This is a genomic window from Comamonas guangdongensis (genome assembly GCF_041079535.1).
In the GTDB taxonomy this organism is placed as follows: Bacteria; Pseudomonadota; Gammaproteobacteria; order Burkholderiales; family Burkholderiaceae_C; genus Comamonas; species Comamonas guangdongensis.
Map to the genome: position 1 here is coordinate 81,198 of NZ_JBFYGN010000006.1, position 17,160 is coordinate 98,357.

Here is a 17,160-nt window from a genome sequence, read left to right on the forward strand (position 1 = left end):
TAAAAATACCCTCGAGTGCTTGAAGCGTCAGCGCAAGCTGCTATGTTTCTTGCGGAATCTCGTGCCAAATCAACGGGTGCATGCAGCCAAGCCTGCGCCCCCAGTCTTTCGATTGCCGTCATGTCTCTGATCCGTTCCGTCCTCCACATGCTGTGGATGGCTGTCACCGTCATTCCCTACACGATTGCGCTGCTGCTGGCCAAGTGGATCAGCGGTTCGTCGGCCAAGGCGTACAGCGTCGCCCGCGCCTGGCTCAAGCTGTCGGTGGACAGCGCTCGCGTATTCATGGGCATCCGGTACCGGGTGCAGGGCATGGAAAACCTGCCGACAGACCCCGGCCAGGGCGTGGTGCTGCTGGTCAAGCACCAGTCCACCTACGAGACCTTTCTGATGCCGGCCATCATGCCGCGCCCGCTGGCCTATGTGTTCAAGAAAGAGCTGCTGAAAGTGCCGTTCTTCGGCTGGTCCATCGGCGCGCTCGACATGATCCATATCGACCGTGCCCAGGGCTCGCGTGCCTTCCACAAGGTGGTGGAGCAGGGCAAGCGTCTGCTCAACCAAGGCATCTGGGTCATCATGTTTCCCGAAGGCACGCGCGTGAAGCGAGGCGAGAAGGGCGAATACAAGACCGGTGCCACGCGCCTGGCCATCATGGCCGGCGCTCCCGTGGTGCCGATCGCCGTGACCTCGGCCAAATGCTGGCCGCGCAAGGCTTTCATCAAAACACCCGGCATGGTGGATGTGTCCATTGGCAAACCCATTCCGACCACGGGCCGCAAGCATGACGAGTTGATGCTCGAGGTCGAAGCCTGGATCGAGGCCGAGATGCAGCGCCTGGACCCCGAGGCTTATCGCCAATAAGAGCCCGAGACCGGCCATGTCCACGGGCGATACCTTGAAGCAGGCTTGGCAATGGCTGGTCCCCCCGGTGGTGGAGGACGGGCTGGGACGGCTGATTTCGCGCCGGCGTTCGATAGAGGGGACACTGCCGCCTCCGGCCCCGGTCGCCCTGCTGCCTGTGCCGATGGCTGAAGAAATATCCATGGAAACCGCAGTTGCAGCGGTAGGTGCTGCTGATTCAATAGAGGCCCAAACCAGATCCGAGCAGCTATTGGTCCATCCGGATGCCAGCCACCGCACCGCGCTGCACGGCCGGGATGTGGCTTATCTGCTGCGCAGGTCCAAACGGCGCAGCATAGGATTTGCGGTCGGAGCTCAGGGACTGGAGGTGACGGCTCCGCAATGGCTGGCCATGGGCGAAATCGAGGCCGCGCTGCAGACCAAGGCCGACTGGATTGTGCGCAAGCTCCAGGACGCAGGACAGCGGCAGCAGCAGAGAAACGAGGCCCGCATTCACTGGCAGGATGGTGGCGTGCTGGACTATCTGGGCCGGCCCCTGGTTCTGCGCCTCAAGGGCGACGAGGCCCTGGTTTCGCGGACCCGGCAGACCCACCGAGAGCAGGCGGTGGACGGCTCCCAGAGCCTGCATCTGCCGCTGGTTTCCGCCGCTCCGGCCGCCCAGGTCAGAGCCGCGGTCCAGACCTGGATATTGCGCGAAGCGCGCACGCATTTCACGGCGCGCCTGCTGCACTATGCGCCGCTGCTGGGCGTGCGCTGGAATGCGCTAAGGCTGAGCAGTGCCAGCACGCGCTGGGGCAGTGCCAACAGCGATGGCATCATCCGCCTGAACTGGCGGCTGATGCAGCACGGCCCGCAGACCATTGACTATGTGGTGGTGCACGAGCTTGCGCATCTGCAGCATATGGACCACAGTGCGCAATTCTGGGCCCTGGTGGCCGAGGTGCTGCCGGATTGGAAGCGATTGCGCAAATCTCTGCGAGACAAGCCGTTGCCCGCCTGGGAATGAGCGGCGACGAATCGACAAGGATGGAATATGAACCACAAGACAATCACACAGCAAATCCAGCCTGCCGAGGGCTATGCGGGCAATGTGCTGCCGGAGCTGGCCTGGCAATGGCTGCAAAGCGGCGAGGCGGTACTGGTCGATGTGCGCACCGATGCCGAGCGTGAATGGGTGGGCAAGGTACCGGGCGCCGTGGCCGTGGCCTGGAAGCAGTGGCCCACCATGGCCGCCAATCCGGACTTCGATGCCCAGCTGCGCGCCGCCGTGCCTGCGGGCAAGAAAGTGGTTCTGCTGTGCCGTAGTGGCGTGCGCTCCGTTGCAGCCGCCCAACGGGCCACGGGTCTGGGCATCGAGGCCTACAACATCCTCGAAGGCTTTGAGGGGGACGTCGACGCCAACGGCCAGCGCGGGAACCTGGGCGGCTGGCGCAAGCGGGGACTGCCCTGGCATCAGTGATGCCCAGGCGTTGATGCATTCGCTTCAAGCCGGGCTGCGTCCCGGAGGTCGGTGAATGGAGCGAGCGCCGGTCGCTTGAGTGCAAATTTACGAGCGCTGGTGATGGCAATTGTGGCGCCGCCAGTCTCGAGCAATTCCCGCGGCTGCTGCAATGGATGTGACACAGCTCGGCCCGGATGCGACAAAAATCCTGATAATCCGCCGCATGACATTTTTGGCCATAGACATTGGCAACACCCGTTTGAAGTGGGCCATGTATGAAGATCATCGCCCCGGTGCGGCCTTGCTGGCCCATGGGGCGGAGTTTCTGGAGCATATAGAGCGTCTGGCGGAAGGGGCCTGGGCAGGCCTGCCGGCGCCGGACCGCATGCTGGGCTGTGTGGTGGCTGGAGAAATTGCCAGACGCCGGGTCCATGAGCAGATTGAGCTCATGCTGGGCTGGAATTTCGAGCCGCAATGGGTCGTCCCCTCCGTGGCGGAAGCGGGCGTGACCAATGGCTACGACCATCCTTCGAGACTGGGGGCGGATCGTTGGGTCGCCATGATTGGAGCCCGTCACCATATGCTCGAGCTGGGCGAGGCCAGGCCTTTAATCACGGTCATGGTGGGGACTGCCGTGACGGTGGACGCCATGGATGCCCAAGGGCAATTTCTCGGCGGCTTGATCATTCCGGGCCACGGCATCATGCTCAGGGCCCTGGAGGGCGGTACCGCAGGGCTGCATGTGCCCACGGGCGAGGTCAAGCGTTTTCCCAAGAACACCAGCGATGCACTGACCAGTGGTGGCACCTACGCCATTGCCGGCGCGGTCGAGCGCATGTACCAGCATCTGGCCGAGCACTGCGGCGAGGAGCCCATGTGCATCATGGCCGGTGGTGCGGGCTGGAAGATGTCGCCCAGCATGACGCGGCCGTTCCAGCTGATCAACAACCTGATTTTTGATGGCTTGCTGGTGATGGCGGAAAAGCGCTGGGGCTGAGGCGCATGCCCTCCATGGCATGGAGAGATAATTCTGCATTTATTTGGGGCGGACTCCATGATTTTTGTCACCGGCGGTGCAGGCTTTATCGGCGCCAACTTTGTTCTGGACTGGCTGGCGGCTGCTGATGAGCCGGTGGTCAATATCGACAAGTTGACCTATGCGGGGAATCTGGAGAATTTGGCCGGCGCACAGAGCGATCCTCGCCATATCTTTGTGCAGGCCGATATTGGCGATGGCGGGCAGATGGCGCAGTTGCTGGCGCAGCATAGGCCGCGTGCCGTGCTGAATTTTGCGGCGGAGTCCCATGTGGATCGCTCCATCCATGGCCCCGAAGACTTCATCCAGACCAATGTTCTCGGCACTTTCCGCCTGCTCGAAGCCGTGCGTGGCTATTGGCATACTCTGGAGGCTCGGGCGAAGGCGGATTTCCGTTTTCTGCACGTCTCCACCGACGAAGTCTATGGCACGCTCGCGCCCAGCGATCCGGCCTTTACCGAAGAGCACAACTACGAGCCCAACAGCCCGTACTCAGCCAGCAAGGCGGCCAGCGATCATCTGGTGCGTGCCTGGCACCATACCTATGGCCTGCCGGTGCTGACCACCAATTGCAGCAACAACTACGGGCCGCTGCATTTCCCCGAAAAACTCATTCCGCTGATGATCGTCAACGCCCTGGCCGGCAAACCGCTGCCCGTCTATGGCGACGGCCAGCAGGTGCGCGACTGGCTGTATGTACGCGACCATTGCAGCGCGATCCGCCGCGTGCTGGAGGCCGGCAAGACGGGCGAGACCTACAACGTGGGCGGCTGGAACGAAAAAGCCAATATCGACATCGTCAAGACCATATGCGCCTTGCTCGATGAGCTGCGTCCGCGCCAGGATGGCAAGTCCTATGCCGAGCAGATCAGCTATGTGAGCGATCGTCCCGGCCATGACCGCCGCTACGCCATCGATGCGCGCAAGCTAGAGCGTGAGCTGGGCTGGAAGCCTGCGGAAACCTTCGAGACCGGCATCCGCAAGACCGTGCAGTGGTATCTGGACAACCCGCAGTGGGTGGCCAACGTGCAGTCGGGTGCCTACCGAGAGTGGGTGCAAAAGCAGTATGCGCAGCCTGAGGGGCAGGTGGCTGCATGAAGATTCTTCTTCTGGGCAAGAACGGCCAGGTCGGCTGGGAGCTGCAGCGCAGCCTGGCGCCACTCGGCGAGGTGGTGGCGCTGGGGCGCAATAGCACGGAATTGTGTGGCGACTTTGCCAACCCCGAAGCGGTGGTGGATGCCATGCGCACCGTACGCCCCGATGTCATTGTCAATGCCGTGGCGCATACGGCCGTGGACAGGGCCGAGAACGAGCCCGGGCTGGCTCGTCAGATCAATGCCGTCGTGCCCGGCATGCTGGCCCAAGAGGCCGCGCAACTGAAGGCGCTGCTGGTGCACTACAGCACCGACTATGTCTTCGATGGCAGTGGCAACACTCCCTGGCGGGAAGGCGATGCCACAGGCCCTTTGTCCGTCTATGGCCGAACCAAGCTGGAAGGCGAGCGGCGCATACAGCAAGCGGGCGGCGCACACCTGATCCTGCGCACCAGCTGGGTCTATGCAGCGCGCGGCGGCAACTTCGCCAAGACCATGCTGCGCCTGGCTCAGGAGCGCGACAGTCTGTCCGTCATCGACGATCAGTGGGGCGCACCTACAGGCGCCGATCTGCTGGCCGACGTGACGGCCCATGCCGTCCGGCATCTGCGCTCGCGCCCCGAAGAAGGTGGGCTGTACCACTGCGTGGCCGGTGGCGAGACCACCTGGCATGCCTACGCGGGATATGTGATCGAGCAGGCCCGGAAGATACAGCCGGCATTGGCGATCAAGGCCAAGGAGATCCACGCCGTTCCCACCAGTGCCTTTCCTACACCGGCCAGGCGCCCGCAGAACTCGCGGCTGGATACGCAGAAGCTGCAGACCACCTTCGGCCTGCATCTGCCGCACTGGCAGCGGGGCGTGGCCCGCATGCTGCACGAAATCCTTTAAGCCTCAGACAAAACAAGCCATGACTCAGAAACGCAAAGGCATCATCCTGGCTGGCGGTTCCGGTACCCGCCTGCATCCGGCCACCCTGGCCATCAGCAAACAGCTGCTGCCCATCTACGACAAGCCCATGGTCTACTACCCGCTCAGCACCCTGATGCTGGCGGGCATACGCGACATTCTCGTCATCAGCACGCCCCAGGACACGCCGCGCTTCGAGCAACTGCTGGGTGACGGCAGCCAGTGGGGTCTGAATCTGCAGTATGCGGTGCAGCCCAGCCCGGACGGATTGGCCCAGGCTTTTCTGATCGGCGAACAGTTTCTCGACGGCGCCCCTAGCGCCCTGGTGCTGGGCGACAACATCTTCTACGGCCACGATTTTCAACTGTTGGTGCGCGAGGCTAGTGCCCGGCAGGCTGGTGCGACCGTGTTCGCCTACCACGTGCAGGACCCCGAGCGCTATGGCGTGGCGGAGTTCGATGCCCAAGGCAAGGTGCTGTCGCTGGAGGAAAAACCGGTCCGGCCCAAATCGAACTATGCCGTTACGGGCCTGTACTTCTATGACAACCAAGTTGTGGATCTGGCCAAGTCGCTCAAGCCTTCGCCGCGCGGCGAACTGGAAATTACGGATCTCAACCGCCTGTATCTGGAGCATGAGCAACTGAGCGTACAGCTCATGGGCCGCGGCTACGCCTGGCTGGACACGGGAACGCACGACAGTCTGTTGGAGGCCAGCCAGTTCATCGCCACGCTGGAGCAGCGCCAGGGGCTCAAAGTATCCTGCCCCGAAGAGATTGCGTATCGCAACCAATGGATCGATGCCGCTCAATTGGAGAGGCTGGCCCAGCCTTTGCTCAAGAACGGTTATGGCAAGTATCTGATGCAGTGCCTGAAGGGTGGCGTGCGATGAAGGTGACGCCTACGGCCATTGCGGATGTGCTTGTCATTGAGCCCAAGGTGTTCGGCGATGACCGCGGCTTCTTTCTGGAAAGCTTCAACCAGCAGGCTTTCAATGAAGCAACCGGTACCCGCAATGACTTCGTCCAGGACAACCACAGCCGCTCAAGCCGCGGCGTGCTGCGCGGCCTGCACTACCAGCTACCCCCGCATGCACAGGGCAAACTGGTGCGGGTGACCCACGGCGCGGTCTTCGATGTGGCCGTGGACATCCGCCAGGGTTCCACGACTTTCGGCAAGTGGGTGGGTGTCGAGCTGACGGCGGAGAATCACAAGCAGCTCTGGATTCCTCCGGGATTTGCCCATGGTTTTATGGTCCTCAGTGATACGGCGGATTTTCTCTACAAGACCACAGCCTATTACGCGCCACAGTCGGACCGCGGCATTCTGTGGAGCGATCCGCAGATAGACATCCAGTGGCCCGATCTGGGCATGGATTTCGTGCTTTCGGACAAGGATAGAAAACAGCCCTGGCTCAAGGACGCCGAGCTCTTCCCGTCGATCTGAGAAGACGCCTGGGTTTGACCAGGTTTCAGGCGCGCTGCGGCTGTGACAGAGCCAGAAATCCGTCGATGAGTGGAGCCGTGCGGCGTTCGCGCAGGCAATAGAGATACTCGGGCAGATTCGGCACCTCTCCTTCGATGGGCAGAATGACCAGTTCCGGATGGGCAGAGGCCTCATGCCGTGCAAAAACGCTGATGCCCATATCGCGGATCACGGCCTCGCGTATGGCTTCGCGGCTGGCAATCTCGAAAATACGCTGCGGCACTACGCTGGCAGCGGCCAGCATTTGTTCCGTGAGCTGGCGGGTCATAGAGCCGCGTTCGCGCAGGATCAAGGTGTTGTGTGCGATATCGCCGATCTGGACGGCGGACCGGGTTGCCAGCTTATGCCGGCGATGCATGACCAGGGCCAGAGGATCCTGCCCCAGCTCGATTCTGCTCAGGCGTGGATCGGTATCCAGATGCGAAGAGGTCGCGAGATCCACCTGGTATTCAAACAGCGCCTGGATCATCTGCCGTGAATTGCCGTTCACGATGCTGATATCGACCTTGGGAAACTGCTTGCCGTAGCGCTTGATGATATCCAGCACATAGAACGGCGCGGTGGCGCCGATGCGCAAATGTCCCTGGCCTATGTCGCCGGACTGGCGCAGCGAGGACTCGACCTGTGCCGTTTGCAGCAGCAGCTGCTCGATCTGCGGCAGCATGCGCAGGCCCGCGTCGGTGATGGCGAGACGCCCGCCTTGCCGCGCAAACAGCTCCACCTCGTAGAGCTCCTCCAGTGCCTTGATCTGCGCCGTGACCGTGGGTTGGCTCAGGCCCAGCTGCCTTGCCGCCTGGGTGATGCTGCCCAGACGCGCGGTCCAGAAAAATGATTTGAGTTGCGTGACAAACATGGGCGTCGTGGCTGCGTGGATAGGACTGCCTACGCCGATTGTCATTCGGACAGACAGGCCGGAAGGCATTTGAGTCGGCAAAGGACACAAATTTTCCAATGGCGTCCTCCGAAAATTTCAGATCTGTGACACAGCAGTTTCACATCGGATTTCTACAGTTCCGGCAACCCATTAGGCCTAGGCCTTTGTGACTGATTCACCTTCCCGTTGATTGGACTGTCTGCCATGCGCCACGCTGTTGTTTCCTGGACCCGCCGCCTCACCCTGACCGCCGCTGCGGCATCCGCCCTGCTGGGCCTGGCCTCCGCAGCACATGCTGCCAAGACCGAGTTGCTGGTCTATTCGGCCCTGGAAGCCGACCAGATCAAGGCCTACAAGACCGCCTTTGAGAAATCCCACCCCGAGATCGAACTCAAATTCGTGCGCGACAGCACCGGCATCATCACGGCCCGCTTGCTGGCCGAGAAGGCCAATCCCCAGGCCGATGTGATCTGGGGGGTGGCCGCCACCTCGCTGATGCTGCTGGAAAAGCAGGGCATGCTGCAGCCTTATGCACCCAAGAACCTGGCCAAGGTGCGCCCCAATATGCGCGACCCGCAGGCCACACCCGCCTGGGTGGGCATGGATCTGTGGTCCTCGGCCGTGTGTTTCAACACCGTGGAAGGCCAGAAGCGCAAGCTGAGCGAGCCCGCGAGCTGGGCCGATCTGACCCGACCCGAATACAAGGGAGCTATCACCATGCCCCATCCGGCCTCCAGCGGCACCGGCTATCTGATGGTCGCCGCCTGGCTGCAGATCATGGGCGAGGAAAAGGGCTGGGCTTATATGGACGCTCTGCACCAGAACGTCGGCGTCTACACCCACAGCGGCTCCAAGCCCTGCCGCCAGGCCGGTGCTGGCGAATTCCCTGTGGGCCTGAGCTTTGAGTACCGCGCCAGCAAGACCAAGAAGGAGGGCGCGCCCATCTCCATCATCTTCCCCAAGGAGGGCCTGGGCTGGGACGTGGAGGCCACGGCCATCATGAAGAGCAGCAAGAAGCAGGATGCAGCCAAGCTGCTGGCCGACTGGTCGGTGACGCCCGAGGCCAACAAGCTTTATGCGGCCAATTTTGCGGTGCTTGCCCTGCCGGAGGCCCAGGAAAAGCTGGAGTTCATTCCCGCCAATCTCGAGTCCTTGCTGGCCAAGAACGACTTCAACTGGGCCGCGGCCAACCGCGAGCGCATTCTGGCCGAGTGGAGCCGCCGTTACGAGGCCAAGGCGGAGAAGAAATAACTTCCCCTGAGGCGCTTTGCGCCTTCCCCCTCTCTGGCGCTGCGCGCCGAAGGGGGACAACAGCCTCGCTGCGGGGCGGCCCTTGCTCGCTGTCACTGGCGAAAGGGGTCTGCACAAGCAGCAGGGTGGCATTTCGAGCGATACAGATCGGAACTGCCTTCGGATTGTTTGCCCGTTGAAAGATGCACATGTTGCGCATAGACCAAATCGCCAAGCAGTACAAGGAAACGCCTGTGCTGCGCGGCATCGCCCTGTCCGTGGAGGCCGGGGAGTTCGTGAGCCTGCTGGGCCCTTCGGGCTGCGGCAAGACCACGCTGCTGCGCATTCTGTGCGGCATAGAGCAGGCAGATGAGGGGCGCATCCTGTTTCAGGGCGATGACATCACGCACTGGCCCGCCGCGCGGCGCGGCTTCGGCGTGGTGTTCCAGAGCTATGCGCTGTTTCCCAATCTGACGGCCGCGCAGAACGTGGCCTTCGGCCTCAAGGGCCAGCCTGCGGCCAAGATTCGGGAGCGGGTGCAGGAAATGCTGGCACTGGTGGGCCTTTCGGCCCAGGCCCTGCGCTATCCGGCCCAGCTTTCGGGTGGCCAGCAGCAGCGCATTGCGCTGGCGCGCGCCCTGGCGCCCCAGCCGCGCCTGCTGCTGCTGGACGAGCCGCTGTCGGCCCTGGATGCCCAGGTGCGTACCGAGCTGCGCAGCGAAATCCGCCGGCTGCAGCGCCAACTGGGCATCGCCTCCATCATGGTCACCCATGATCAGGAGGAGGCCCTGTCCATGGCCGACCGCGTGGTGCTCATGCACCAGGGTCGCATCGAGCAGCAGGGCTCGCCCGAGCAGCTCTATGCCAAACCGGTCAGCCACTTTGCCGCCGGCTTTGTGGGCCGCATGAATCTGCTGCCTGCCGTGGCCGGCAGCGGCGATGTGGTGCATGTGGGCGAGGCTCGGCTCGACTGCAGCACCCAGGGCTTTTCCGCCGGGCGCGCCCTGCTGGTGGGCGTGCGGCCCGAGAGCGTGGTGCTGCACCCGGCCCAGCCCACGGCGCTGGCCAATCTGTTCCGGGCCCGGGTGATCGAGACCTCCTTCCTGGGCCCCATGGTGCTGGTGCGCGTCTTCTGCACTGCGTTGCAATGCCAGATCGATGCGCAATGGCCGCTGCGCCATGATGCCAAGCTGCCCGACTGGCTGCAGGGCGAGGTGCTGCTGGAACTGCCGGCTGCCGCCTTGCAGGCGCTGGCCGCACCGGAAAGCCTGCGGAGGGCCGCATGAGCGCCGCAGTCATGACCGTCACGGCGCCAGAAAGCGTAGCGTCTGTGCGTGCCAGCCAGCCTTCGGGGCCGGCCAGGCCGCGCCATGGCGCCCTCAACTGGGAGCGCATCTGGCTGGGAGCTTTGGTGCTGGCCATGCTGGGTCTGCTGCTGGTGGCCATTGCCTTGCCGGTGGGCACCTTGCTGGGCCACAGCTTTCTGTCTGACGACGGCAGCTTCACGGGGTTGGCGCAGTATCGGACCTATGTGAGCACGCCGGGCGTGGGCCAGTCGCTGCTCAATAGCCTGTGGCTGTCTGCCGTCAGCAGCAGCATTTGCGTGGCCCTGGCCTATGTCTATGCCTACGGCCTCACGCGCAGCTGCATGCCGCTGGCGCGCTTGTTCCGCGCCGTGGCACTGGTGCCCTTGCTCGCGCCCTCGCTGCTCATGGCCATCAGCCTGATCTATCTGTTCGGGGCCCAGGGCCTGCTCAAAAACTGGCTGCTGGGCGCAACCGCCTATGGTCCGTTCGGCATCATCGTCGGCTCGGTGCTCTGGACCTTCCCGCATGCGCTGATGATTCTGTGCACCACGCTGGCCTCGGGCGATGCGCGGCTGTACGAGGCCGCCGCCACGCTGGGCGCGGGCCGCTGGCGCAGTTTCTGCCAGGTCACGCTGCCGGCCAGCCGCTACGGGTTGATGATTGCCTGGATCGTGGTCTTCGTGCTGGTGGTGACCGATTTCGGCGTGCCCAAGGTGATTGGCGGCAACACGCAAATGCTGGCTACCGACATCTACAAGCAGGTCATAGGCCAGCAAAACCTGTCCATGGGCGCCGTGGTGGCCATGCTGCTGCTGGTGCCCGCGGGCCTGGCTTTTGCGGCCGAGCGCCATCTGCGCGCCAGGCAGGCTGCCACCATGGCCGTGCGTGCCGTGCCGCTGACCCCCCAGCCCCATGCGCCGCTGGACCGGGCCTTGTTCGCATACTGCAGCCTGATTGCGCTGGCCATGCTGGCCGTGATGGGGACGGCGGTGCTGGCTTCGCTGGTCAGCTTCTGGCCCTACAACCTCGGCCTGAGCCTGAAGAACTACCGATTCGACATGATGGACGGCGGTGGCTGGGCCAGCTATGGCAATTCTCTGGCCATGGCCGGCGCCACGGCCGTGCTCGGTGCGCTGCTGAGCTTTGTCTCGGCCTATCTGGTGGCCAAGCCCACGGGCTGGGGGCGTACGCGCCAGTGGCTGCATGCGGTCGCTACCCTGCCCATGGCGGTGCCGGGGCTGGCGCTGGGCCTGGGCTATATCCTGTTCTTCAACGCCCAGGGCAACCCGCTGCACTTCATGTACGGCAGCCTGTCCATCCTGGTGCTGTGCTCGGTCGCGCACTTTTTCTCGGTGGCCCACATCACCCAGCTGACGGCCCTGCAGCAGCTCGATGCCGAGTACGAGCGCGTGGCCGACTCCATGGGCGTGCCGTTCTGGACGCTGCTGTGGCGCGTGCATCTGCCCGTGTGCCTGCCCGCCGTCATGCAGGTGGCCGGCTATTTCTTCGTGAATGCCATGACCACGGTCTCGGCCGTGGTGTTCCTGTACTCGCCCGAGACCACGCTGGCTTCGGTGGCCGTGCTGGCCATGGACGATGCGGGTGATATCGCTCCCGCGGCCGCCATGGCCACGCTGATCTTCGCCACGGCCGCTGCGGGCCGGCTGCTGATCGCGCTGCTCGATGCCTGGATGCAAAAGCGCACCCAGCACTGGCGCCAGCGCTGAACCAGGCAGGCCATGGGCCTGCCGCCCCGAACTCTCTCTTCTGTGACCTTCCTGCGCCCCACGGCCTTGGCCGTGCGAGCCGGGATCTGCTTTGTGTTTTTGATGCTATGAAAAATTACGATTTGATCGTGGTGGGGGCCGGTATTGTCGGCCTGGCCCATGCCTATACCGCGGCCAGCCAGGGCAAGTCCGTGCTGGTGATAGAGCGCGACGCCGCCTGCCTGGGCGCTTCCATCCGCAACTTCGGCTTTGTCACCGTCACCGGCCAGCGCGCCGGAGCGCACTGGCAGCGCGCCATGCGTTCGCGCGACGTCTGGGCGCGGATCGCGCCCCAGGCAGGCATCGAGGTCGTGCACCAGGGGCTGTGGCTGACGGCGCAGCGCCCCGCGGCGGCGGCCGTGGCCGAGGCCTTCATGCGCACCGAGATGGGCGATGGCTGCGAGCTGCTGACACCCGTGCAGGCTGCGACCCGCCATGCGGCGCTGCGTACCGAAGGCTTGCAGTCCGTGCTCTACAGCCCGCACGAGCTGCGTGTGGAATCTCGCACCGCCATTCCACTGCTGGCGCGCTGGCTGCAGCAGGCGCTGGGCGTGGACTTCGCGTTCAGCGAAGCCGTGCTCGAGGTGGCAACGCCGCGAGTGAGCACATCGCGTGCCGTCTATCACGCCGAGCGCGTGGTGGTCTGCAACAACGCCGAGCCGGGCGGGCTGTTCGCCGATGCATGGCGGAGCGACCGGGTACAGCTGTGCCAGCTGCAGATGCTGCGCGTGCGGCCGCAGCCAGGCTTTGTATTGCAGGGCTCGGTCATGGGCGATCTGAGCCTGGTGCGCTATGAGGGCTATAGCGCGCTGCCGGAGGCCGCCGCGCTGCGCGCCGAACTGGAGCGGGACGAGGCCGAGAGCCTGGCGCACGGCATCCACCTGATCGCCGTGCAGAGCGCCGACGGCTCGCTGGTCGTGGGCGACTCCCACCATTACGGCGCGGCCCCTCAGCCCTTTGCCAGCGACGAGGTCGACAGGCTGATGCTGCGCCATATGAACCAGGCCTTGCATCTGCAGGGCGCCCAGGTGGTCGAGCGCTGGGTAGGCATCTATCCCTCGTCGCCCGAAGTGCCCTGCATGGTCAAGGCGCCGAACGATGCCACGCGCGTGGTGGCCGTCACCAGCGGCTCGGGTGCCAGCACGGCCTTTGGCCTGGCTGAAGAAGTCTGGAGAAATTGGTAATCACCCCCTGAGCGGCTACGCCTAGGCGGCCCCACCGTTTCCCCCTCTCTCGCTACGCGGGAGGGGGGCGGCGCCATCGCAGCGGGGCGGCGCGGCCGGCTCAGGCCCTTGCCAGGTGCCTTTGGCAGGAGGGTGGGCGATCACTGCTGCACAAACAGCGGTGCAATCAGCATGATGAGCAGGATCACGGCCAGCACGGCAAAGGCGATCTTCACCCAGCTATAGGGCCGCTCGCCAGCGATCTGGCCCGTGTAGCCATTGGCCACGATCTGGTAGGTCTTGCTGCCATAGGTATAGCCGACCAGCCAGACCGGCACCAGGATGTGCTTGAAGGTGCGACCCGAGTACTGGCGCTGCACCTGCAGATTGCGCTGAGTGTCTCCCGGCACCTCGCGTGCGCACATATCGCGCAGCTGGCCGTCCATGTCCTCTTCGTTGATGTTGGCGGCCTTGGAGAGGTCCACCTGGTAGCGCTCCACCGTCCAGCCGCGCACGAATTCCGGCGTGTAGGGTTTGAGGTCGGTGGTGGTGGGGAAGGGCTCCACCTGGCGCAGCAGCTGTGGCTGCACGCCCACGGTGCCGGGCACCAGTTCGTCGTCGAAGAAATGCTGCAGGCTGCCCGAAGCCGGTTCCCAGCGCACATGCTGCACCTGCCGGGTCTGGGTGTTGCCGCTGCCGTCGCGATAGGTCTCTGTCGTGTAGTAGTAATAGCCGGCCTCGGCCCGCCACTGGGCCGCGGCGTGGGCGTCAAAGGTCCAGTAGGGCAGGTAGACGCCGTGCAGCGTATCGGTGAGCGCAGCGCTCTTGAGCCGGTTGGGGGCGAACCAGCGGCTGCCATACCACTGGCGGATACGGTCGCGTATCTGCCCATCGCTGATCTTGAACGGCAGAATGCTTTGCGGCGTGATGGCGTCGCTGCGCTCCTCGCAGGCCACGATGGCCGGCGAACCGCAGAAATCGCAGCGCTGGGCCACCTTGCTCTCCAGGAAGACGGAGATGGCCCGGCAGTTCTGGCACTGCACCTCGTAACGCTCCTCGGTGCCCCAGCCACGGCCATGGGCCGGGTTGCGCAAGGCCTCGGCCAGGTCCTGCTCCACCACGGCGCGGCCCAGCTCCTCGCGAGTTTCTTCGCTCCAGGGCACCACGGTGCCGCAGTACGGGCACTTGAGGGACTGCGCCTTGGCATCCCACTCCAGATTCGCTCCGCATTCGGGGCAGGGGTGCTTGCGCACCATGGAGGGAGGCGCTGCTTGCGCGGCTGCGGTATAGCTGGAGGAGGGGACAGTGTTATCGGTCACGACGGGATATTCTTTGACAGCACTGCACATGGCCTTCGGTATTGGTGCGGCCCAAGGGAGGGATGCCGAGCAAGGGCCTAAGCCGGCCGCACCGCCTCGCAGCGAGGGTGTCGTCCCCCTCCCGCGCTGCGAGAGAGGGGGGAGGCCGCGCAGCGGCTCAGGGGGGTGTCAGCCTTTTAGGAATTCGTCGAGCGCGCTTTGGGCGATGCGCCACTGGCTGCCGATCTGGCGCGCCTTGAGGTTTCCCGCCTGGATCTCGGCCAGCACATCGGCCTCGCCCACGCCCAGCACCTGGGCTGCCTGGGCGGGCGTCAATACTTGCATAGCAGCTGCCGCTGGTGCCGCTTGGCTTTGCGCGGCCTGAGCTGCTGCGGGCGAGAAGGGGTCTGCGGCTGCTGCTCCGCTTGCAGGAGCGCCTGCGCCACTCTGCATGCTCTTCATCATTTCCTGGGCCATGCCGAAGCCCATAGCCATGGTGGCGGGAATGGTGGCCGCGGCCGCACCTTCTCCGCCTTGGGCCATGGCCTGGCCCATCTGGTACTTGATGTAGTCGTTGAGATTGCCGATGGCGCCCATGCTGGAGCGCTTGTCTATGGCCTGCTCCACCTCGGGCGGCACGGAGACGTTCTCAAGAATGAAGCTGGTGATCTCCAGGCCGTATTTGTCGGTCATGGCCGGGTTGATCAGCTGCAGCAGCGCATCGCCTAGCTCGCTATAGCGCTGGGCCACGTCGAGCGCCGGTACCTGAGCCTTGGCCAGGGCTTCGGAAAAGACGCTGACGATGCGCGAGCGCATGGTATCGGCGAATTCGTCGAGGCGGAAGTGCTGGTCCGTGCCCGCCACTTCCTTGAGGAACTTGGCCGGCTCGACGATGCGGAAGTCGTAGGTGCCGAAGGAGCGCAGGCGTACCACGCCGAAGTCCTTGTCGCGCATCATGATGGGGTTGGAGGTGCCCCATTTGTTGCCCGTGAACAGGCGCGTGTTGATGAAATAGACGTCGCACTTGAACGGCGAGTTGAAGCCGTACTTCCAGCCCTGGAGGGTGGACAGGATGGGAATGTTCTGCGTGGTCAGCGAATGCTTGCCGGGGCCGAACAGATCGGCGTACTGGCCGGCCGAGACGAATTGCGCCTGTTGTGACTCGCGCACGATGAGCTGGGCGCCGTTCTTGATTTCCTTGTCGTCGTCGGGCCAGCGGTAGGACAGCGTGTCGCGCGAATCATCGGTCCACTCGATGATTTCAATCAGTTGCTTGGTGATGATCTTCATAAAGTCCATGCCGGGCTCCGAAAGTCGATGACAGGAAATCAAGCATTCTAGGAGTCCCGTCAGGTCGTCCAATGCTCTGCGGGTCCATGCAGGCCCGGAAATTGTTAAAAAGTAAGCGCATGGCGCTTTGCATATCTGGCCTTGGCAAGGCAAAGCCCGGAATGAAAAGCTGTTTGATAACAGAGCTGTCTGCTCCGTTTTCACATTTTGAAATCAATGTGCAAGCCGGTATTCGTGAGAATGCGCGCTGTGGGGCTGCGGAGACGGACGCTGTCGGTGCCGGAGGCACAGACTTAGAATCACCGCTTACGCGGTAAATACGCCCAGAACATCCAAATTTGAAAGATGCCGTCCGTGAAATCGGACGTGCGAACGTACTTTAGTCATGCTGACCTTCCAACAAATCATTCAGAAACTGCAGTCCTACTGGGCAGACCATGGTTGCGCGCTGCTCCAGCCCTATGACATGGAAGTGGGCGCCGGTACTTCGCACACCGCCACCTTTCTGCGCGCCATCGGCCCCGAGCCCTGGAAGGCCGCCTATGTCCAGCCCAGCCGCCGCCCCAAGGACGGCCGCTATGGCGAGAACCCCAACCGCCTGCAGCACTACTACCAGTTCCAGGTAGTGCTCAAGCCCGCGCCCGACAACATCCTCGAGCTGTACCTGGGCTCGCTCGAAGCCCTGGGCTTCGACCTCAAGAAGAACGACATCCGCTTCGTCGAAGACGACTGGGAAAACCCCACGCTGGGCGCCTGGGGCCTGGGCTGGGAAGTCTGGCTCAACGGCATGGAGGTGACCCAGTTCACCTACTTCCAGCAGGTGGCCGGCATCGACTGCAAGCCCGCGACCGGCGAGATCACCTACGGTCTGGAGCGCCTGGCCATGTATCTGCAGGGCAAGGAGTCTGTGTACGACCTGGTCTACACCGATGGTCTGTCCTATGGCGACGTGTTCCACCAGAACGAGGTGGAGCAGTCCACCTACAACTTCGAGCATTCGAACGTGGACTTCCTGTTCAGCGCCTTCAACGCCCACGAAGGCACGGCCAACCAGCTGATGGAAGCCCAGCTGGCGCTGCCCGCTTACGAGCAGGTGCTCAAGGCCGCCCACACTTTCAATCTGCTGGATGCGCGCGGCGCCATCTCGGTGACCGAGCGTGCCGCCTATATCGGCCGCATCCGCAATCTGGCCCGCGCCGTGGGCAAGAGCTATCTGGACAGCCGTGCGCGCCTGGGTTTCCCCATGGCGTCCAAGCAGCATGCCGACGAAGTGCTGGCCGAACTGGCCAAGGCTGCGGAGCAGGCCGCCAAGAAGGCGGCGTAACACCTCTGCCCCGCCACATCCAGTCCACTAATAAGCAATTTCAGCTGTAGCCCTTATGTATCAAGTGCTTGCAGCTATCAAAACA

16 protein-coding genes are annotated in these 17,160 nt (G+C 63.6%); 13 read left to right on the forward strand and 3 right to left on the reverse strand.

Translation table 11 applies throughout. The annotated features are described in order from the left end of the window. Positions 1-120: 120 nt before the first annotated feature. The 8 genes from AB6724_RS07005 (at position 121) to rfbC (ending at position 6,784) form a co-directional block, all read left to right on the forward strand. On the forward strand, positions 121-861 hold the full coding sequence (locus AB6724_RS07005; protein WP_369337789.1) for a lysophospholipid acyltransferase family protein: 741 nt from the start codon (positions 121-123) through the stop codon (positions 859-861). A 16-nt stretch (positions 862-877) separates the two neighbouring features. After that, entirely contained in the window at positions 878-1,867 is a 990-nt protein-coding gene (locus AB6724_RS07010; RefSeq protein ID WP_369337790.1) for a M48 family metallopeptidase, read from the forward strand. A gap of 27 nt (positions 1,868-1,894) precedes the next feature. Then, a complete protein-coding gene (locus tag AB6724_RS07015) occupies positions 1,895-2,320 on the forward strand; it encodes a rhodanese-like domain-containing protein (protein WP_369337791.1) in 426 nt (141 codons plus the stop codon). Between the two features lie 205 nt (positions 2,321-2,525). After that, complete coding sequence (locus AB6724_RS07020) at positions 2,526-3,299, forward strand: type III pantothenate kinase (protein WP_369337792.1); 774 nt, start codon at positions 2,526-2,528, stop codon at positions 3,297-3,299. A gap of 57 nt (positions 3,300-3,356) precedes the next feature. Next, a complete protein-coding gene (gene rfbB, locus AB6724_RS07025) occupies positions 3,357-4,436 on the forward strand; it encodes a dTDP-glucose 4,6-dehydratase (RefSeq protein WP_369337793.1) in 1,080 nt (359 codons plus the stop codon). After that, on the forward strand, positions 4,433-5,323 hold the full coding sequence (rfbD, locus tag AB6724_RS07030) for a dTDP-4-dehydrorhamnose reductase (protein WP_369337794.1): 891 nt from the start codon (positions 4,433-4,435) through the stop codon (positions 5,321-5,323). The genes rfbB and rfbD overlap by 4 nt, the downstream gene beginning before the upstream one ends. A gap of 19 nt (positions 5,324-5,342) precedes the next feature. After that, the gene (rfbA, locus tag AB6724_RS07035; protein WP_369337795.1) at positions 5,343-6,230 is read left to right on the forward strand and encodes a glucose-1-phosphate thymidylyltransferase RfbA; all 888 of its coding nucleotides are present in this window, start codon (positions 5,343-5,345) and stop codon (positions 6,228-6,230) included. Next, a complete protein-coding gene (gene rfbC / locus AB6724_RS07040; RefSeq protein ID WP_369337796.1) occupies positions 6,227-6,784 on the forward strand; it encodes a dTDP-4-dehydrorhamnose 3,5-epimerase in 558 nt (185 codons plus the stop codon). The genes rfbA and rfbC overlap by 4 nt, the downstream gene beginning before the upstream one ends. Positions 6,785-6,809: 25 nt before the next feature. Here the strand turns inward: rfbC and AB6724_RS07045 are convergent, their stop codons facing one another. Beyond that, on the reverse strand, positions 6,810-7,676 hold the full coding sequence (locus AB6724_RS07045; RefSeq protein ID WP_369337797.1) for a LysR substrate-binding domain-containing protein: 867 nt from the start codon (positions 7,674-7,676) through the stop codon (positions 6,810-6,812). Between the two features lie 225 nt (positions 7,677-7,901). Between AB6724_RS07045 and AB6724_RS07050 the strand changes: the two genes are divergently transcribed. The 4 genes from AB6724_RS07050 (at position 7,902) to AB6724_RS07065 (ending at position 13,184) form a co-directional block, all read left to right on the forward strand. Beyond that, on the forward strand, positions 7,902-8,948 hold the full coding sequence (locus AB6724_RS07050) for a putative 2-aminoethylphosphonate ABC transporter substrate-binding protein (protein WP_369337798.1): 1,047 nt from the start codon (positions 7,902-7,904) through the stop codon (positions 8,946-8,948). 188 nt (positions 8,949-9,136) lie between these two features. Then, a complete protein-coding gene (locus AB6724_RS07055) occupies positions 9,137-10,213 on the forward strand; it encodes an ABC transporter ATP-binding protein (RefSeq protein WP_369337799.1) in 1,077 nt (358 codons plus the stop codon). Continuing rightward, positions 10,210-11,961 (forward strand): putative 2-aminoethylphosphonate ABC transporter permease subunit, encoded by a 1,752-nt coding sequence (locus AB6724_RS07060; RefSeq protein WP_369337800.1) that lies wholly within the window; start codon positions 10,210-10,212, stop codon positions 11,959-11,961. Before AB6724_RS07055 ends, AB6724_RS07060 begins: the two co-directional genes overlap by 4 nt. 107 nt (positions 11,962-12,068) lie before the next feature. Continuing rightward, a complete protein-coding gene (locus tag AB6724_RS07065) occupies positions 12,069-13,184 on the forward strand; it encodes a TIGR03364 family FAD-dependent oxidoreductase (RefSeq protein WP_369337801.1) in 1,116 nt (371 codons plus the stop codon). Between the two features lie 140 nt (positions 13,185-13,324). Here AB6724_RS07065 and AB6724_RS07070 read toward each other — a convergent pair whose 3' ends face one another. Together AB6724_RS07070 and AB6724_RS07075 are read right to left on the reverse strand one after the other, a co-directional pair. Continuing rightward, positions 13,325-14,419 carry a TFIIB-type zinc ribbon-containing protein gene (locus tag AB6724_RS07070; protein WP_369337926.1) on the reverse strand — a complete coding sequence of 365 codons (1,095 nt, stop codon included), beginning with the start codon at positions 14,417-14,419 and terminating at the stop codon, positions 13,325-13,327. Between the two features lie 231 nt (positions 14,420-14,650). Beyond that, positions 14,651-15,760: an SPFH domain-containing protein gene (locus tag AB6724_RS07075; RefSeq protein WP_369337802.1), complete on the reverse strand. Its 1,110-nt coding sequence runs from the start codon at positions 15,758-15,760 to the stop codon at positions 14,651-14,653. Between the two features lie 376 nt (positions 15,761-16,136). Here AB6724_RS07075 and glyQ point away from each other — a divergent pair, with 376 nt between their 5' ends. After that, positions 16,137-17,075 (forward strand): glycine--tRNA ligase subunit alpha, encoded by a 939-nt coding sequence (gene glyQ / locus AB6724_RS07080; RefSeq protein ID WP_369337803.1) that lies wholly within the window; start codon positions 16,137-16,139, stop codon positions 17,073-17,075. Positions 17,076-17,160: the final 85 nt, after the last annotated feature.

Coding starts and splice junctions, on each gene's coding strand:
- rfbC (WP_369337796.1), top strand. CDS start 6,227: ATGAAGGTGACGCCTACGGCCATTGCGGATGTGCTTGTCATTGAGCCC.
- glyQ (WP_369337803.1), top strand. CDS start 16,137: ATGCTGACCTTCCAACAAATCATTCAGAAACTGCAGTCCTACTGGGCA.
- rfbA (WP_369337795.1), top strand. CDS start 5,343: ATGACTCAGAAACGCAAAGGCATCATCCTGGCTGGCGGTTCCGGTACC.
- AB6724_RS07045 (WP_369337797.1), bottom strand. CDS start 7,676: ATGTTTGTCACGCAACTCAAATCATTTTTCTGGACCGCGCGTCTGGGC.
- AB6724_RS07010 (WP_369337790.1), top strand. CDS start 878: ATGTCCACGGGCGATACCTTGAAGCAGGCTTGGCAATGGCTGGTCCCC.
- AB6724_RS07065 (WP_369337801.1), top strand. CDS start 12,069: ATGAAAAATTACGATTTGATCGTGGTGGGGGCCGGTATTGTCGGCCTG.
- AB6724_RS07055 (WP_369337799.1), top strand. CDS start 9,137: ATGTTGCGCATAGACCAAATCGCCAAGCAGTACAAGGAAACGCCTGTG.
- AB6724_RS07050 (WP_369337798.1), top strand. CDS start 7,902: ATGCGCCACGCTGTTGTTTCCTGGACCCGCCGCCTCACCCTGACCGCC.
- AB6724_RS07020 (WP_369337792.1), top strand. CDS start 2,526: ATGACATTTTTGGCCATAGACATTGGCAACACCCGTTTGAAGTGGGCC.
- AB6724_RS07005 (WP_369337789.1), top strand. CDS start 121: ATGTCTCTGATCCGTTCCGTCCTCCACATGCTGTGGATGGCTGTCACC.
- rfbD (WP_369337794.1), top strand. CDS start 4,433: ATGAAGATTCTTCTTCTGGGCAAGAACGGCCAGGTCGGCTGGGAGCTG.
- rfbB (WP_369337793.1), top strand. CDS start 3,357: ATGATTTTTGTCACCGGCGGTGCAGGCTTTATCGGCGCCAACTTTGTT.
- AB6724_RS07015 (WP_369337791.1), top strand. CDS start 1,895: ATGAACCACAAGACAATCACACAGCAAATCCAGCCTGCCGAGGGCTAT.
- AB6724_RS07070 (WP_369337926.1), bottom strand. CDS start 14,419: ATGGTGCGCAAGCACCCCTGCCCCGAATGCGGAGCGAATCTGGAGTGG.
- AB6724_RS07075 (WP_369337802.1), bottom strand. CDS start 15,760: ATGGACTTTATGAAGATCATCACCAAGCAACTGATTGAAATCATCGAG.
- AB6724_RS07060 (WP_369337800.1), top strand. CDS start 10,210: ATGAGCGCCGCAGTCATGACCGTCACGGCGCCAGAAAGCGTAGCGTCT.